The following is a 15,648-nucleotide window of genomic DNA, read 5'->3' as shown; positions in this document are numbered from 1 at the left end:
AAACAGGACTAGACCAATCTCCGCCCAAAATCCCTAGTCAGAGGGGCGTCCGCCCACGAAAAAGCCGCCGCCACCACGGGTGACGAGCGGCTTAAGCCGGGCTTAGGAAGCTTGTGCATCCGTTCCCAAGCCAGAACCAACGGTCAGACGGCGTACGACCGGGGTGGGGCCGTGCAGGGTCGCCCCCGCAGAGACCGGCGGCAAGGGGCGGGCTCCCTTACGCGTGGCCCAAGGCCGCCGGCCTCGAGGAGGTGAGCCCGGAGGGGCCACGCCCCCCACCCGAAAACCGACCCGCCCTCCCCGCTCACCCCGCCAAGTCGTACGCGTCCGCGATCAGCTCGTACGAGCGCAGCCGCGCCTCCGCCCCGTGCGCGTTGGCCGTGATCATCAGCTCGTCCGCGCCCGTGCGCTTCTGAAGGTCGTCCAGCCCGGCCCGGACCGCGTCCGGGGTGCCGTGCACGACGTTCGACAGCCAACCGTCGACGAAGTCCCGCTCGACCGCGCTGAACTCGTACGCCTCCGCCTCCTCCGGCGTCGGAATGAGCCCCGGGCGCCCGGTGCGGAGCCGGACCATCGACAGCGCGCCCGTCAGCACCTGCCGACGTGCCTCCCGCTCCTCGTCCGCGGCGAGCGCCGAGACGCCGATAAGGGCGTACGGCGCGTCCAGGACGGCCGAGGGCCGGAACGAGTCCCGGTACAGCTCCAGCGCCGGGATGGTGTTCCGGGCCGAGAAATGATGGGCGAACGCGAACGGCAGCCCCAGCATCCCCGCCAGCCGCGCGCTGAACCCGGACGAACCCAGCAGCCACACCGGCGGACGCCCCGTCGGACCCTGCACCGGCCCCGGCACGGCGTGGATGCGCGCGTAGGGGTGACCGTCCGGGAAGTCGTCGTCCAGGAAGCGCGTCAGCTCCGCCAACTGCTCCGGGAACTCGTCGGCCCCCTCCGCCAGCCGTTCGGTGCGGCGCAGCGCGGCGGCCGTGGCGCCGTCCGTCCCCGGGGCCCGGCCGAGCCCCAGGTCGATGCGCCCCGGCGCCATCGCTTCCAGGGTGCCGAACTGCTCGGCGATGACGAGCGGCGCGTGGTTGGGCAGCATGACGCCGCCCGATCCGAGCCGGATGCGCGACGTGTGGGCGGCGAGGTGGGCGAGGATCACGGCCGGCGACGAGGAGGCGACGCCGGGCATGGAGTGGTGCTCGGCGACCCAGTGGCGGTGGTACCCGCGCCGCTCGGCGAGCCGGGCGAGGTCGACGCTGGTGCCCAGCGCCTGGGTGGCGGTGCGGCCGCTGCCCACGGTGACCAGGTCCAGCACCGACAGGGGTACGGGCGCGCTCCCCTGCGCCTTGCCTCGTATGACGTCGTCGCTCACCGCTGGACCCTCCTGCACAGGAAACACGTACAGCCACCCAGCAACAGGAGGACCACTCCGCTTATTCCCCTCCCCCTCCCCCCTCCCCCCCTCCCCCGCGCGTCAGTCCTTCCGCGCGAACAGCGCCCCCAGCTCCGCCGACCACGCCCCCCGCCGCTCCGCCAGCCGCAGCCCCTCCCACACCGTCACCTGGTTGGCGGTGAGCACCGGCTTGCCCACCGCCGCCTCGAGCTCCGGCAGGCAGCCCACCGTGTGCAGTGCCGTATCCGGCACGAGGACGGCCTCCGCGCCCGGATGGTCGGCCGCCCGCACCAGCTCCAGCACCCGCTCCGGCCCCCACGTCGCGACCTCGGCCGCCGTGACGACCCCGCCCGCCCGCGACGCGACGACCTCGATGCCCGCCGCCTTCAGGAACCGGGCGAACAGCTCCGTGACGTCCTCCGGGTACGTGGCCGCCACCGCCACCCGCCCGGCGCCCACCTCCCGCGCCGCGTGGACGAAGCCGAACGAGGTGCTCGACGCCGGGAGCCCGGCCGTCACCGCCAGGGCGCGGACCTGCTCGTGGGCGCCCTCCCACCCGTACACGAACGACCCGCTCGTGCACGCCCACACCACCGACTCGGCGCCGGACAGGCGCAGCTCCTCCACCCCGGCGGCGAGCCGCTCGGCCGAGCCCATCTCCAGCAGGGCGTCGACGCGGTGGGCGTCCTCACCGATGTCGGTGTGGACGATCGGCACGTTGACGCCCGTGAGCAGCGCCTCGATGCGGGGGTAGTCGTCCTCGGCGGAGTGCCCGGGGTAGAGCAGTCCGACAGTCGTCATGTCACGCCCTCCTGGGGGTCGGGGGCCGCCGGGGCAGCCCCGGGGGCCGCCTGGGCGATCCCGGGGGCCGCCTGGGCAACCCCGGGGCCCGGCTCGGCGGCCCCGTTCATGAGCAGCGCCTGGTACGGGCCGACGGCCTCCGCGCCGATCCGGCGCAGCGCCGCCCACATGGTGACCTGGTTCGCGGAGAGCACCGGCATCCTGAGTTCCGCCTCCAGTTGCGGTATCGCGTCGTACGTCGCCAGGTTCGTGCAACTGATGAACAGCGCGTCGGCCGCGCCCCGCACCGCCCGCCGCGCCATGTCCACCACGTCGCGGTAGGGCACCTTCCAGATGTGCCTGGTCAGTCCGAGGAAGGCCCGCCCCGTGACGGCTGCCCCGGCTTCGCGCAGATAGTCCTCCAGGGCGCGGGTCACCGACTCGGTGTAGGGCGTGACCAGCGCGATCCGCCGCGCGCCCAGTTCCGTCAGCGCCTCCAGCAGGGCACCGGAGGTCGTCACGGAGGCGACCTCGCCCGCCCGGGTCATGGCCGCGCACATGGCCCGCTCCCCCGCGAGGCCCGCGACGAAACTGCCGGAGGCGCAGGCGTACGCGACGACCTCCGGCTCGGACGCCGACAGGGCCCGTACGGCGTCGGTCAGCGTCTCGTGCTCGCTGACCAGCCGGGCCAGGTCCAGGGACACCTCGACCGGCACGTAGGGCGTCCGGGTCAGCCGCAGCGAGACGTCGTCGGGCACCCAGCGCCACAGCTCGCGGTCGAGGGCGAAGTCGAACGGCGCGACGACGCCGACACCGCGCTGCGGGCCGGGCCCGCCCAGGAAGGAGACGTCCATGACAGGCCCCCAGCGTTCACAGGCTCCCCAGCCTCTTGTTGACGACGGTAGGTTCGGGTGCGAGCGTGGTCAATTGATGCCGCTGCCCACACTTCTCGTTCTCAGGGCGGACCCTCCGCCCCGCCTCGGCAGGCTGATCGGCCGGGCCGACGTCCGGTACGCCGACGAGCGCTCCCTCGCCTCGGAGCTCGCGGCCGCCGATGTGCTCCTCGTGTGGGACTTCACCTCCGACGCGGTCCGCGCGGCCTGGCCCGGCGACGGGCGCAGACCCCGCTGGGTGCACACGGCGAGCGCGGGGGTCGACCGGCTGCTGTGCCCGGAACTGGTCGCCTCGGACACGGTGGTGACGAACGCGCGGGGCGTGTTCGAGGAGCCGATCGCCGAGTACGTGGCCGGTCTGGTGCTGGCCATGGCGAAGGACCTGCCGGGCACGCTGGAGCTGCAACGGCAGCGGCGCTGGCGGCACCGCGAGAGCCTGCGGGTGGCGGGCAGCCGGGCGGTGGTGGTCGGGGCGGGGCCGATCGGCCGGGCGGTCGCCACGACGCTGCGGGCCCTCGGTGTGCGGACGGCGGTCGTGGGGCGGACCGCGCGGCCGCGCGTCCACGGCGCCGATGAGCTGGACCTGCTGCTGACGCGGGCGGACTGGGTGGTGTGCGCGGCGCCGCTGACGGAGTCGACGCGCGGCATGTTCGACGCGCGGCGCTTCGGGTTGATGCAGCCGTCGGCCCGGTTCATCAATGTGGGGCGCGGGCAGCTCGTCGTGGAGGAGGACCTGGTCACGGCGGTGCGCGAGCGGGGGATCGCGGGGGCGGCGCTGGATGTGTTCACCGAGGAACCGCTCGGCGAGGACAGCGCGCTGTGGGACGTGCCGGGGCTGATCGTCTCGCCGCACATGAGCGGGGACACGGTGGGCTGGCGGGACCGGCTGGCGGCGCAGTTCGTGGAGCTGTACGAGCTGTGGGCGGCCGGGCGGCCGCTGCCGAACGTGGTGGACAAGAAACGTGGGTACGTACCCGTGCATGACTGAGCCGACGACGTTCCTCACGGACCTGACCGCACGTCAACTCCTGGACGGTTACGCACGGGGCGATTTTTCGCCGGTGGACGCGGTGCGCGCGGCGCTGGAGCGCATCGAGGCGGTCCAGCCGCTGGTGAACGCGTTCGTGCGGGTCGACGCCGAGGAGGCGCTGGCGGGCGCGGCGGCGTCGGCGGAGCGGTGGCGGCGCGGGGAGCCGAGGGGGCGGCTCGACGGGGTGCCGGTGACGGTCAAGGACGTCCTGCTCCAGGCGGGCGGTCCGACGCTGCGCGGGTCGCGGACCACCCGTGCGCAAGGGGCGTGGGACGAGGACGCGCCACCCGTGGCCCGGATGCGGGAGGAGGGAGCGGTGTTCCTCGGCAAGACGACGACGCCGGAGTTCGGCTGGAAGGGCGTCACCGACTCACCGCTGTCGGGCGTCACCCGCAACCCGCACGACCCCTCCCGGACCGCCGGCGGTTCCAGCGGGGGCAGCGCGGCGGCGGTGGCCCTGGGGGCGGGCGCGCTGTCGCTGGGGACGGACGGGGGCGGGTCGGTCCGCATCCCGGCGTCGTTCTGCGGGATCTTCGGGCTGAAGCCGACGTACGGGCGGGTGCCGATCTATCCGGCGAGCCCGTACGGCACGCTGTCGCACACGGGTCCGATGACCCGGGACGCGGCGGACGCGGCGCTGCTGCTGGACGTGATCAGCGGCGACGACTGGCGGGACTGGTCCCACCTGGGCCCGGCGCGGCCGGTGAGCGCCACGCTCCAGGAGGGCGTGAAGGGGCTGCGGATCGCCTACTCGGCGTCCTTGGGCGGGCAGGTCGCGGTGCGCCCGGCGGTGGCGTCGGCGGTGCGGACGGCGGTGGAGCGGCTGGCGGGCCTGGGCGCGTACGTGGAGGAGGCCGACCCGGACGTCGCCGACCCGGTGGACGCCTTCCACACGCTGTGGTTCAGCGGGGCGGCGCGGCTGGTCCAGCCCCTGGGGCGGGAGCAGCGGGAGCTGCTGGACCCGGGGTTGCGGGAGGTCGCCGAGCGGGGTGCGCGGTACAGCGCGCTGGAGTACCTGGCGGCGGTGGACACGCGGATGGCGCTGGGCCGGCGGATGGGGAGGTTCCACACGTCGTACGACCTGCTGGTGACGCCCACGCTGCCGCTGACCGCGTTCGAGGCGGGCGTGGAGGCGCCGAACGGCTCGCGGCGCTGGACGGCGTGGACGCCGTTCACGTACCCGTTCAACCTCACGCAGCAGCCGGCGGCGACCGTGCCGGTCGGCGCGGACGGCGACGGTCTGCCGATCGGGCTGCAGTTGGTCGCCGCCCGGCACCGGGACGACCTGGTGCTGCGGGCGGCGCACGCGCTGTACGAGTCGGGCGCCGCGCAGGCCATGAGGCCCGGCGCCGCTACGCCCGGCGGAAGCTGAGCGTCTCGCCGAGCGCGCCCGCGCGCCACAGGTCCTGGCAGGCCTCGGCCATCCGGTCGAGGCCGTCGACCACCGTGCCCCACACGATGCCGGGGACCCAGCCGGTGTCGCCGTTCAGCAGCAGGTTGTTGCGCTCGTAGAAGAGGGCGAGGTCGACGGTGACGGGGCGGCGGGAGAGCTCCTCGCGCCCGTATCCGTACGCCGCCGTTCCCAACTCCGTACCTTCGAAGGTGAAGTAACACAAATCGCCCGGAATCGGGGTAACCGTCGGGTTCTCCAGCGGCGGTTCCGCCTCCGCGAACGCCGGAAACAGGGCATAGATCTCATTACGGGCATACTTCGCGTGGTAGACATCACCGCCCAGCGGCAGCGCGTCCCACACGGCCGCGCAGGTCAACGGCGCCCGGTCGTCCAGCAGTTTCGCGGTGCACCGCACCCCGCGCTTGTCCAGGGACACGGTCAGGTATCGGTCGGCCATCCCGTACGCATACCCCGACCGCTCCCGGGTAGCCGCGCGCCCATGGCTCGAACAGCTCGTCGACACAGAACTCACCCCATACGGCGGCGCACCCTCCTGCTGGCCCCGGCCGTGGCGGCCGTCGGCGCCGCCTCCGCCACCGGTTGCAGCCGGGTCGCCTCCGGCAGCGCGCTGGACCGGCTCAGATCCCAGGGCACCGTCCGCCTCGGCATCGCCGGCGAGGTGCCCTACGGGTACGTCGACGACCAGGGCGAATTCACCGGCGAGGCGCCGGAGCTGGCCAAAGTGGTCTTCAAGCGGCTCGGCATCGGCCGCGTCCAACCCGTGGCGACCGACTTCGCCTCCCTCATCCCCGGCCTGAACTCCCAGCAGTTCGACGTCGTCTCGGCGGGGATGTACATCAACAAGGAGCGGTGCGAGCAGGTCATCTTCTCCGACCCCGAGTACCAGATGCTCGACTCCTTCATCGTCCGCAAGGGCAACCCCAAGAACCTCCGGTCGTACGAGGACGTGGTGCGCACCAAGGCCAGGTTCGCCACCGGCACCGGGTACGCCGAGATCGACTACGCCGTGGCGGCCGGGTACCCCGAGAAGGACATCGTCATTCTCCAGGATCAGGTGGCCGGGCTGAACGCCGTCGAGTCCGGCCGCGTGGACGTCTTCGCCGGCACCGCGCTCACCACCCGTGAGGTGGTGAAGAAGAGCCGCCGGGCCGAGGCGACGCCGCCGTTCGCGGCCGTCGTCGACGGCAAGAAGAAGATCGACGGCGGCGGCTTCGCCTTCCGCCCCACCGACACCGAGCTGCGTGACGCCTTCAACACCGAGATCCACAAGATGAGGAAGAGCGGCGAACTCTTCCGCATCATGCGGCGCTTCGGCTTCACCGAGGCGGAGATGACCACCCTCACCGCCGAGGAGCTGTGCCGATGACCGCCGGACTCTGGCAGAACTGGGTACTCCCCGGCATCTGGATCACCATCCAACTGCTTGTCTACAGCGCGGCGCTCGGCGCGCTGGTCGCCTTCGGCGTCGGCATGGCCCGCACCCACCGCTCCCTGCTCGTCCGCTTCGTGGCGGGCGCCTACACGGAGATCTTCCGGGGCACGTCCGCGCTGATCCTGATGTTCTGGCTGTTCTTCGTGGTCCCGCCGCTGCTGGGCTGGCAGCTCGTCCCGATGTGGGCGGCGGTCCTCGCGCTCGGCCTGTCGTACGGGGCGTACGGCGCCGAGATCGTGCGCGGCGCCCTCAACTCCGTGCCCGAGGCGCAGCGGGAGGCGGGCGTCGCGCTCAGCTTCACGCCGTGGCAGCGGATGCGGCTGGTGGTGCTGCCGCAGGCGGTGCCCGAGATGATCCCGAGCTTCTGCAACCTGCTCGTCGAACTGCTCAAGGGCACGGCGCTGGTGTCGCTGCTCGGGGTCGGTGACGTGTCCTTCGCCGCGTATCTGGTGCGCCTGGCCACCCAGGAGAGCGCGCAGATCTACTCCATCATCCTGGTGATCTACTTCGTGATCGCGTTCGTCATCACCCGCTCCATGAAGGCCCTCGAACGGAAGACCAAGGCCAACCTGGGGGTGGTGGTCAAGTACTCCAATCCCCCGGGGGACAACCCCCGGACCCCCGGCAGAAGGACCAGGCGCCTCGGCGCGACCGGCACGTCTGTGCGGGGTGGTCTCCAGTGACCTGGGACTGGTCCGCGGTGGCGGACTTCATGCCGCGCTTCTGGGACGGGCTGCTGGTCACCCTCCAGGTGCTGGTGCTCGGCTCGCTGATCTCCTTCACCCTGGGGTTGGTGTGGGCGGCCGGTTTCCGGGCGCCGAGCCGGTTCGTGCGGTGGCCGGTCAACGTGGTGACCGAGTTCATCCGCAACACGCCGCTGCTGGTGCAGCTCTTCTTCCTGTTCTTCGTCCTGCCGGAGTGGGGGGTGCAGTTCTCGGCGCTGACCACCGGAACCCTCGCCATCGGGCTGCACTACTCGACGTACACCGCGCAGGTCTACCGGGCCGGTATCGACGCCGTGCCCGTGGGCCAGTGGGAGGCGGCCACCGCGCTGAGCCTGCCGGCCCACCGGACCTGGTTCGCGGTGATCCTGCCGCAGGCGCTGCGCCGGATCGCGCCGGCGCTCGGCAACTACGTCATCGCGATGCTGAAGGACACGCCGCTGCTGGCCGGCATCAGCGTGCTGGAGCTGCTCCAGCAGTCCCGGCTGGAGAGCGCGTCCACCTTCCAGTACACCGAGCCGCTCACGGTCGTCGGTGTCGCCTTCGTCCTGATCGCCTACCCGGCTTCCCTCTTCGTACGGTCCCTGGAGCGCCGCCTTGTCAAGTGAACCCGTCCGCAGTGAACTCATCCGTTTCGAGAACGTCAGCAAGCGCTTCGGCGAGAACACCGTCCTCGACGACCTGTGCTTCTCCGTCGAGGAGGGCCGGCACGTCACGCTCATCGGGCCGTCCGGCTCCGGCAAGACCACGATCCTCCGGATGCTGATGACCCTGGAGCGCCCCGACTCGGGGACCATCCGGGTGAACGGCGGCCACCTGTTCCCGGCCGACGAGAAGCAGAGGCGCGAGACGCGCAAGAAGATCGGCATGGTCTTCCAGCAGTTCAACCTGTTTCCCAACATGTCCGTGCTGCGCAACATCACCGAGGCCCCGGTACGGGTCCTCGGCCTGGACCGGGACGAGGCCGAGCAGCGTGCCCGGGAGCTGCTGGACCTGGTGGGGCTGGCCGACAAGTGCGGCGCCAGACCCGCCCAGCTCTCGGGCGGCCAGCAGCAGCGGGTGGCGATCGCCCGCGCGCTGGCGATGCGGCCGAAGGTGCTGCTGCTGGACGAGGTGACGTCCGCGCTCGACCCGGAGCTGGTCGCCGGGGTGCTGGACCTGCTGCGGGACATCGCCAGGAGCAGGGACATCACCATGCTCTGCGTCACCCACGAGATGAACTTCGCCCGTGACATCTCGGACGAGGTCTTCATGTTCGATTCGGGGAAGGTCATCGAGTCCGGTTCGCCGGAGAAAATCTTCTCCGATCCGGCGCACGAACGTACGCGCGACTTCCTCGGTGCGGTCCTCTGACCTCTCATTACCGACCGGAAGTGTGCCGGTGGCATATGCCCCCGTGTCCCGCCCCAGCGTATGCGTGTGGGGCGGGACAGTTTCTTGTCAACAGGAGCCCACGAAACGGCTCTTGGCGGCTATCGTGGTACGGAAGCTTGCGGTCACAACCTGGTAGGGGGAAACCGTGGCGCTGAAGCCCGAGCCGACCGCGCCGTTCCATTCGGTGCAGTACGCCCTGCGTGTTCTCGAAACGATCTCCAGGCACGGCGGCGGGGTGACCGACGTCCAGATCGCACGTGAGACAGGGCTCCCGGCCGGCCATCTGACCCCGCTGCTGCTGATGCTGCGCCGCGAGGGGTACGTCGAGCAGGTCAGCGACGGCGCCTATGTCGTGGGCGACTCCCTGGTGCTGCTGGGCTCGGGTGCCACCCGCCGCGAGGCCCTCCAGAACAAACTCCAGGAGACGCTCACCGAGCTGCGCGACTCCGTCGGCGCCGCCGTCTACATCAGCCGGTACATCGACGGCGAGGTCAAGATCACCCAGATGGCCGACGGTCCGCACACACCGAAGGTCAACGAGTGGGTCGACTTCCGCTCGGCGGCCCACGCCAGCGCGGTCGGCAAGTGTCTGCTGACCCAGCTCGACCAGAACGGCCGCCGCGACCACCTCTCCCGCCACAAGATCGCCCGGCTCACCTCCCGGACGATCACCAGCGAGAAGGTCCTGTTCTCCAAGCTGGACAGCCAGCCGCCGACCGTCCCGGTGCTGGACCTCCAGGAGTACGCCGTGGGCACGGTCTGCGCGGCGGTGCCGCTGACGGCCGGATCGGCGGTCGGCTGCCTCGCGCTGTCGCTCCCGATCGAGCACGCGCACCGGCTCCGCTCGGCGGCGGACACGCTCAATCGCAAGGCGGCACCGGTGGTGCTCTCGCTGGCCCTCTAAACCTCCCGGAGCCCTACTGTGAGCCAGCTCACGCCCTCGTGGTCGGGAGCACCCCTCGGACCAGGTAGTATTAACTCTGTCAGCAGGCGCCGCTAGCTCAGTTGGTTAGAGCAGCTGACTCTTAATCAGCGGGTCCGGGGTTCGAGTCCCTGGCGGCGCACAGACGGAGAAAGCCCCTCGCGGAAGCGGGGGGCTTTCTCGTGCTCGGGATCCGTCCTCACGCGCGGAGGAAGGCGAGGACGGCCAGGACCCGGCGGTGGGTGTCCTCGGCCGGCGGCAGGTTCAGCTTCCCCAGGATGTTGCCGATGTGCTTGCCGACCGCCGCCTCGGTCACCGTCAGCCGCCGCGCGATCTCGCCGTTCGAGTGACCTTCCGCCACCAGGGCGAGCACCTCGCGCTCGCGCGGCGTCAGCGCCTCCAGCGGATCACGGTGCCGGCGCAACAGTTGGCGCACGACCTCCGGGTCCACCACCGTGCCGCCCGCCGCGACCCGGGTCAGGGCGTCCAGGAACTCCTCCACCTGGCCGACCCGGTCCTTGAGCAGGTAGCCCACACCGCTGCCGTCGCCCGACTCCAGCAGCTCGGCGGCGTACGCACGCTGGACGTACTGGCTGAGGACCAGCACCGGCAGGGCGGGGCGCTCGGCGCGCAGCGCCACGGCGGCGCGCAGCCCCTCGTCCCGGAAGCCCGGCGGCATCCGCACGTCGGTGACCACGATGTCCGGGTCGTGCTCGGCGACCGCGCCCTGCATGGCGGCCGCGTCACCGACCGCCGCGACGACCTCGTGGCCGAACCGGGCGAGGAGCCCGGTCAGCCCCTCGCGCAGCAGCACACTGTCCTCGGCCAGGACTATCCGCAGAGGGCTCGGCACGGGATCTCCACTCGCAGCACGGTCGGCCCGCCCGTCGGGCTGTTGATCGCCAGTCTGCCATCGAGGACGGCGATCCGGTCGGCCAAGCCGGTCAGACCGGTGCCTTTCCGCGCGTCCGCGCCGCCCGTGCCGTCGTCCTCCACCTCTATGCGGAGCAGCTCGCCGCCGTGCCGGGCGGTGAGCCGGGCCCGGGTGGCGCCGCTGTGCTTGCCGATGTTGGTGAGCGCCTCGCAGACCGCGAAGTAGGCGGCGCTCTCGACGGGCGGCGGGAGGCGCGGCAGGTCGAGGTCGGTGTCCACGGGGACGGCCGACCGGTCGGCGGCGTCGGTCAGGGCGGCGCCCAGGCCGTAGTCGGCGAGGACCTGGGGGTGGATGCCATGGATCAGCTCCCGCAGCTCGGTGAGGACCCGGCCGGCCTCGTCGTGGGCCTTGGCGAGCTGGTCGGCGAGCGGACCGGGCGGGGCGTCGAGCCGGGCGAGGCCGAGGGTCATGGCGAGGGCGACCAGCCGCTGCTGGGCGCCGTCGTGCAGGTCGCGCTCGATGCGGCGGCGCTCGGCCTCGAACGCGGCGACCAGGCGGGCGCGCGAGCGGGTGACCTCGCCGATGCGGCGGCGCAGCTCGGTGTCGCGGGGCGCGAGGAGCAGCCGGGTCAGCGCGGCGCGGGCACCGGCCAGGGCGCCGAGCGGGTAGAGCAGGGCGGGCAGCAGGAGCAGCCCGCACAGGGCGGCCGCGAAGGCCACCGGGTACGTGGTGACCAGGGGACCCTTCAGCACCCGTATCTCGTGCCCGTCCAGGGCCAGCCCGACGGGCGTCGCCAGCAGGGCGAGCGGCGCGCCCAGGGTCACGGTGAGGGCGAGCAGCTCCAGGGGCCACAGCACGCAGCCGTGCAGCAGCGCGTACGCCAGCTCCCGCCAGGTGGCCTGCTCCCGCGCCCGGAGCCGGAGCCAGGCCCACAGCCCCGGCTCTTCCGGTATCCCGTGCGGGTCGGCGGCCGGGTCGGTGTCGACGAGCCGCAGCCGCCACCGCTCGACGCCGCCGAGGGCGACCCCGGCGAGCAGCAGCAGCGGCACGCCGACGAGCACCAGCGAGAACGCGGCCAGCACCAGCAGCACGGCCAGCACGGGTACGCCGACGAGCGCGCCGCTCGCCAGATAGCCGGCCGACCGCCAGGGCCAGCCGCCGCGCAGGTAGTCACCCCTGGTCAGGGCCTGCCAGGGCGTACGGGGATCCATGGGAATCACGGTAGGCGCCGGGCTCACGGCGCCACCATGGCCCCAGCGGGGGTACGCGGGGTATGGCAGGCCCTACCAGCCGCACGGCGGCTGTCCCTGCCCGTCCGTCAGAACTGCACGTCGGAGCAGGCGTAGAAGGCGTTCGCCGTGTCCGCGATGGTCCAGACGGCCAGGATCAGGTGCTTGCCCGTCTTGCCGCTGGGGATCGTCCCCTGGTGGGTCAGCGTGGACGGCGGCTGCTGGGCGTTGTACGGGACGGTCAGGAACGGCTGGGGGTCCAGGGCCGCGCGGGTGAGCGGCGCGGTGCGGTTCCAGCCGTTCTTGGTGATGTAGTACTTGAAGTCGGTGGTGCGGTGCCGAGCGGTGAACTGCCAGCGGAAGGTGTAGCTCTGGCCGCCGGTCACCCTCGTGGCGGGCCAATTGCCGCCGCGCGGGTCGTCGAGCTGGGCGAACTGCCCGTTGCCTCCGGCGCAGATCCTGCCGTCGGCGGGGCCGGCGGCCGGGAAGCCCTTGGGTCCCTCGACCGACTGGGGCTCCCACTGGATGTTGCCGCAGTTGGTCACGGTGCCGTTGGCACAGAGCTTCTGACGGCTGATCGGCGAGTCGGTGTAGCCGTGGCTGCTGGCGCTGCCGGTGGCCAGGAGGGAGACCCCGGCCACGCCGAGGGCCACCACGGCCGCGCCTATCTTGTGTCGCATGCTGTTGCTCCAGGTGGACGTGGGGGAAGTTCCATGAGCCGTGCTGCACGCGTGCGGGTGGTACGGGTGGTGCCGGTGGTGCGGGGTGGTGCGGGGTGATGCCGGGGGCACCACGGGTGGGGATTGCGGTCTAGACCAAGTTCCAATGTATGGACAGGAGTTGAGCATGTCCATACCAATCACGGGCCTTCGACCGGACCACTCCTGCCCGTGTAGAAGGCCACCGTCAGGTCCTTGACCAGCGCCTTGCGGTCGTAGTCGTCCAGCTCGACCAGACCACGCGTGGTCAGCCGGTGGACCATGTCGTCCACCGCGTCCACCACCGACGTCAGGACCGTGTCCCGGTGCTTGGCGTCGATCGCCGCGACCCGGCGCCGCTGCATCGCGGCCGCGATCTCCGGCGCGTACTCGATCCGCGTCGGCTGCGCCGAGAAGACGTCGATCCCCACCGGGGCGCACTCCGCCGCCAGCATCCGCGTCAGCGCCTCCCCCACCACCTCCGCGTCCCGCAGCGTCGGGGCGTCGTCGTGGAAGGCGTCGGCGGGCAGCCGCGACAGCACCCGGGCCATCGCCGACTCCACCTGCTCACGCAAGTACTGCTCGTGGTCCGCCACCCCGAGCGCCGCCCGTACCGTGTCCCGGATGCGCCACACCACCAGCACCACCACCCGCAGCGCGGTGCCGTTCGCGTCGACGGCCGGGAGCGGCTCGCTGCGCCAGTGCCGCAGCCGTACGTCGATCCGGCGCCGCAGCAGCAGCGGGCTCACCCACATGAGCCCCGTGCGCCGCACGCTGCCCCGGTAGTCGCCGAACAGGGTGAGGACCCAGGCGTACCCGACCCGCCCCCGCCCCAGCCCGCCGAACGCGAACAACACCACCAGCACGCCCAGTGCCAGCACCGCCCAGAACCCGAGCGGGATGCCGTGGTACGGGCGCGACGGCAGCCCCAGCATGCCGGTCACCGACACCGGCACCACCCCCGTCCACCACAGCAGCGCCGCGCACCCCGCCAGCGCGACCGTCCCGGCCGCCACCCCGGCCCACCCGGGCAGCACCGGCCCGGGCCGCTCGGCCAGCTCCGGGTCGGCGGCCGGCGCGCCCCGCCGCACCGGCGCGGCCACGCCGACAGCGACCGGCTCCGCCGGTGCCGCCGATGCCACCGGTCCTGCCGGTCCTGCCGGTTTCGCCGGTGCCTCCGGTGCTGCCGGCGCCACCGGTGCCGCTGATGCCGCCGGGGCCGCCGGTTCAACCCGTGCCGCCGATTCCGCCGCCGGTGCCTCCGGCGCAACCGGTACCGCCGGTGCCGCCGGGGTGACCGATGCCGCCGATGCGGCTGTCGCGGCCGGGCGTACCTCCGTGGTCACGCGGCTGCCCCGCACGACCGTGACCGGTCCGGCGGTGTCCACCGCTCCCGGGTCCTGCTTCCCGTCGTCCCGGAACAGCAGATGCACCGGGATCGTCCCGGTGGTCTCGTTCCCGATCACCGGGACGCGCCGACCGGCCGTCGCCCCGCCGCCCTCCGGCGTCGCCGTACTCAACCCTGCCTCCTCGTGGTCGTTCATCGGAACAGGCGCCGCCAGGTCTCGGGGCCCGGGTAGCCGTTGGCGGCGGCGCCGCGCCAGCCCTGGGCCCGCTGGAACGCCTCGACGTTGCGCCGGTCCGCCTCGCTCCAGCGCGGCCCGGGCCCTGAGCGGTAGTGGGCGCCGAAGCCCCGCTCCACCAACCGGCGCCCGAGCCGCTCGACGTGCTCGTTGGACCGGCCGGGCCGGAAGTGGTCGCGCCCCGGAAAAGCGGGCGCGCCGGCGGTCCGGCCGCCGTCGGGGATGTCCCGGCCCTCTCCCCTGACCAGCAGCCGCCAGGTGTCCGGGCCGGGCAGCCCGTCCGCGTCCCGTCCGGTCCAGCCCTGCGCCCGCTGGAAGGCCCGCGTCGCCTTGCGGTCCGCCTCGCTCCAGCGCGGGCCGGGCCCGGAGCGGTAGAAACGCCCGCCGCCCCGCTCGACGAGCATCCGCCCGAGTCTCGTGACGTAGCGGTTGTCCGCTCCCGGCCCGAACGACGCCCGGCCCGGGTAGGCCACGGACGCGCCGGGGCTGCCGGGGTTGCCGGGGGTCCCGCCGCTCAGGCCCTTGTAGCGGTAGGCGACGTAACGGCTGGAGTTGTTCCAGTACGCCATCGGGGTGGCCAGCCTGCGGGCGTGCGGCCGGGTCTGCTCGTAGGCCGTGTAGAAGGTGTGCGTGTAGTCGGTCCAGCCGCCGAAGATGGTGACGTGCGAGCCGTGGCTGGGGTCGGCCGGGTTGTGGAAGAGCAGGATGTCGCCGGGCTGGAGCTCGGAGCGGTCCAGCCGGGTGCCGAAGCGGTCGAGGGTGCCGGTCCATTCGTTGCCGGCGAGGTTCCAGGCCATCGACACGAAACCCGAGCAGTCCTGGCGGTACCCGTCCGTCCAGTACTTCTCCATGGAGTACGGGACCTTGGCGGCGACCCAGCGCTTGGCCCGGTTGATGATCTCGGCCCGGGTGGATTTGCGCAGGGCCGGGGCGGAGACGTGGCCGCCCGTCGGCCCGGCGTGCGGGCGCCCGTGCAGTGGCCCGGTGCCGCCCTGCGGGGTGGCCGCGTCCGGGTCGTCCCGGACCCTGCCGGGGCCCACGGGGCCGGCAGGACCGGCCGGGCCGGCGGGACCGGACGGGTGGGCGGCCGCGACGGCGCCGCCGCCGAGGGCCACCCCGGCGGCGGTGACCAGGACCAGGGCGCGGCGCGCGCCGTGCGCGGCGGGGTGGCCGCCGGACCGCACGGCCAGGCGGAGCGCGGTCTCGCGGCGCTGCCGGGCGCAGCCGGTGCAGGGGCAGTCGGCGGGGGGCTCGTACTCCTCGAAGTCCGGTACGGCGGCCATGCGGTTCCCCTCCAGGATCTTCCG

Annotated in this window: 15 protein-coding genes, 1 tRNA gene and 1 pseudogene; 8 read left to right on the top strand and 9 right to left on the bottom strand. The window is 72.8% G+C overall.

Annotated features, from left to right (window positions below; all coding sequences use genetic code 11):
• Positions 1-304 precede the first annotated feature (304 nt).
• From ACZ46W_RS27495 to ACZ46W_RS27485, 3 genes are all read right to left on the bottom strand, one after another.
• Positions 305-1,387: an LLM class flavin-dependent oxidoreductase gene (locus tag ACZ46W_RS27495; RefSeq protein WP_468342794.1), complete on the bottom strand. Its 1,083-nt coding sequence runs from the start codon at positions 1,385-1,387 to the stop codon at positions 305-307.
• An 84-nt stretch (positions 1,388-1,471) separates the two neighbouring features.
• On the bottom strand, positions 1,472-2,191 hold the full coding sequence (locus ACZ46W_RS27490; protein ID WP_468342791.1) for a maleate cis-trans isomerase family protein: 720 nt from the start codon (positions 2,189-2,191) through the stop codon (positions 1,472-1,474).
• Positions 2,188-3,024: a maleate cis-trans isomerase family protein gene (locus tag ACZ46W_RS27485; RefSeq protein ID WP_468342788.1), complete on the bottom strand. Its 837-nt coding sequence runs from the start codon at positions 3,022-3,024 to the stop codon at positions 2,188-2,190. Before ACZ46W_RS27485 ends, ACZ46W_RS27490 begins: the two co-directional genes overlap by 4 nt.
• A 76-nt stretch (positions 3,025-3,100) precedes the next feature.
• On the opposite strand from ACZ46W_RS27485, the gene ACZ46W_RS27480 reads away from it, so the two are divergent.
• On the top strand, positions 3,101-4,051 hold the full coding sequence (locus tag ACZ46W_RS27480) for a D-2-hydroxyacid dehydrogenase (RefSeq protein WP_468342785.1): 951 nt from the start codon (positions 3,101-3,103) through the stop codon (positions 4,049-4,051).
• Complete coding sequence (locus ACZ46W_RS27475; protein WP_468342782.1) at positions 4,044-5,465, top strand: amidase; 1,422 nt, start codon at positions 4,044-4,046, stop codon at positions 5,463-5,465. The genes ACZ46W_RS27480 and ACZ46W_RS27475 overlap by 8 nt, the downstream gene beginning before the upstream one ends.
• Here the strand turns inward: ACZ46W_RS27475 and ACZ46W_RS27470 are convergent.
• Entirely contained in the window at positions 5,446-5,943 is a 498-nt protein-coding gene (locus ACZ46W_RS27470) for a DUF3830 family protein (RefSeq protein ID WP_366131114.1), read from the bottom strand. The two genes, ACZ46W_RS27475 and ACZ46W_RS27470, sit on opposite strands and share 20 nt — an antisense overlap.
• A 42-nt stretch (positions 5,944-5,985) precedes the next feature.
• On the opposite strand from ACZ46W_RS27470, the gene ehuB reads away from it, so the two are divergent.
• From ehuB to ACZ46W_RS27440, 6 genes are all read left to right on the top strand, one after another.
• On the top strand, positions 5,986-6,873 hold the full coding sequence (gene ehuB / locus ACZ46W_RS27465; RefSeq protein ID WP_468342779.1) for an ectoine/hydroxyectoine ABC transporter substrate-binding protein EhuB: 888 nt from the start codon (positions 5,986-5,988) through the stop codon (positions 6,871-6,873).
• The gene (gene ehuC, locus ACZ46W_RS27460; protein ID WP_468342776.1) at positions 6,870-7,622 is read left to right on the top strand and encodes an ectoine/hydroxyectoine ABC transporter permease subunit EhuC; all 753 of its coding nucleotides are present in this window, start codon (positions 6,870-6,872) and stop codon (positions 7,620-7,622) included. The genes ehuB and ehuC overlap by 4 nt, the downstream gene beginning before the upstream one ends.
• Positions 7,619-8,269, top strand: a complete 651-nt coding sequence (ehuD, locus tag ACZ46W_RS27455) for an ectoine/hydroxyectoine ABC transporter permease subunit EhuD (protein ID WP_468342773.1) — start codon at positions 7,619-7,621, stop codon at positions 8,267-8,269. Before ehuC ends, ehuD begins: the two co-directional genes overlap by 4 nt.
• The gene (gene ehuA / locus ACZ46W_RS27450) at positions 8,259-9,014 is read left to right on the top strand and encodes an ectoine/hydroxyectoine ABC transporter ATP-binding protein EhuA (RefSeq protein WP_468342770.1); all 756 of its coding nucleotides are present in this window, start codon (positions 8,259-8,261) and stop codon (positions 9,012-9,014) included. The genes ehuD and ehuA overlap by 11 nt, the downstream gene beginning before the upstream one ends.
• A 166-nt stretch (positions 9,015-9,180) precedes the next feature.
• Positions 9,181-9,939, top strand: a complete 759-nt coding sequence (locus tag ACZ46W_RS27445; RefSeq protein ID WP_366131119.1) for an IclR family transcriptional regulator — start codon at positions 9,181-9,183, stop codon at positions 9,937-9,939.
• 86 nt (positions 9,940-10,025) lie between these two features.
• Positions 10,026-10,099, top strand: a tRNA-Lys gene (locus ACZ46W_RS27440).
• 57 nt (positions 10,100-10,156) lie between these two features.
• Here the strand turns inward: ACZ46W_RS27440 and ACZ46W_RS27435 are convergent.
• The 5 genes and pseudogenes from ACZ46W_RS27435 to ACZ46W_RS27415 all read right to left on the bottom strand — a co-directional run bounded on the left by ACZ46W_RS27435 (position 10,157) and on the right by ACZ46W_RS27415 (position 15,624).
• Positions 10,157-10,810, bottom strand: coding sequence for a response regulator (locus tag ACZ46W_RS27435; protein ID WP_468342766.1), 654 nt, complete (start codon positions 10,808-10,810; stop codon positions 10,157-10,159).
• Complete coding sequence (locus ACZ46W_RS27430; RefSeq protein ID WP_468342763.1) at positions 10,789-12,042, bottom strand: sensor histidine kinase; 1,254 nt, start codon at positions 12,040-12,042, stop codon at positions 10,789-10,791. Before ACZ46W_RS27430 ends, ACZ46W_RS27435 begins: the two co-directional genes overlap by 22 nt.
• Before the next feature lie 107 nt (positions 12,043-12,149).
• On the bottom strand, positions 12,150-12,740 hold the full coding sequence (locus tag ACZ46W_RS27425; protein ID WP_468342760.1) for a lytic polysaccharide monooxygenase auxiliary activity family 9 protein: 591 nt from the start codon (positions 12,738-12,740) through the stop codon (positions 12,150-12,152).
• A gap of 179 nt (positions 12,741-12,919) precedes the next feature.
• Positions 12,920-14,242, bottom strand: a pseudogene (locus ACZ46W_RS27420) (SPFH domain-containing protein); the annotation flags it as partial.
• 56 nt (positions 14,243-14,298) lie between these two features.
• Positions 14,299-15,624, bottom strand: coding sequence for a peptidoglycan-binding protein (locus tag ACZ46W_RS27415; protein WP_468342757.1), 1,326 nt, complete (start codon positions 15,622-15,624; stop codon positions 14,299-14,301).
• Between the last annotated feature and the right edge of the window lie 24 nt (positions 15,625-15,648).

The organism is Streptomyces sp. NPDC031064 (assembly GCF_055570965.1).
This window is presented reverse-complemented; position numbering and strand designations above follow the sequence as displayed.

Bases quoted from the DNA above. Each gene is read 5' to 3' on its own strand.
- ACZ46W_RS27490 (WP_468342791.1), bottom strand. From the start codon at position 2,191: ATGACGACTGTCGGACTGCTCTACCCCGGGCACTCCGCCGAGGACGAC.
- ACZ46W_RS27485 (WP_468342788.1), bottom strand. From the start codon at position 3,024: ATGGACGTCTCCTTCCTGGGCGGGCCCGGCCCGCAGCGCGGTGTCGGC.
- ACZ46W_RS27480 (WP_468342785.1), top strand. From the start codon at position 3,101: ATGCCGCTGCCCACACTTCTCGTTCTCAGGGCGGACCCTCCGCCCCGC.
- ACZ46W_RS27475 (WP_468342782.1), top strand. From the start codon at position 4,044: ATGACTGAGCCGACGACGTTCCTCACGGACCTGACCGCACGTCAACTC.
- ACZ46W_RS27470 (WP_366131114.1), bottom strand. From the start codon at position 5,943: ATGGCCGACCGATACCTGACCGTGTCCCTGGACAAGCGCGGGGTGCGG.
- ehuB (WP_468342779.1), top strand. From the start codon at position 5,986: ATGGCTCGAACAGCTCGTCGACACAGAACTCACCCCATACGGCGGCGC.
- ehuC (WP_468342776.1), top strand. From the start codon at position 6,870: ATGACCGCCGGACTCTGGCAGAACTGGGTACTCCCCGGCATCTGGATC.
- ACZ46W_RS27430 (WP_468342763.1), bottom strand. From the start codon at position 12,042: ATGGATCCCCGTACGCCCTGGCAGGCCCTGACCAGGGGTGACTACCTG.
- ACZ46W_RS27425 (WP_468342760.1), bottom strand. From the start codon at position 12,740: ATGCGACACAAGATAGGCGCGGCCGTGGTGGCCCTCGGCGTGGCCGGG.
- ACZ46W_RS27415 (WP_468342757.1), bottom strand. From the start codon at position 15,624: ATGGCCGCCGTACCGGACTTCGAGGAGTACGAGCCCCCCGCCGACTGC.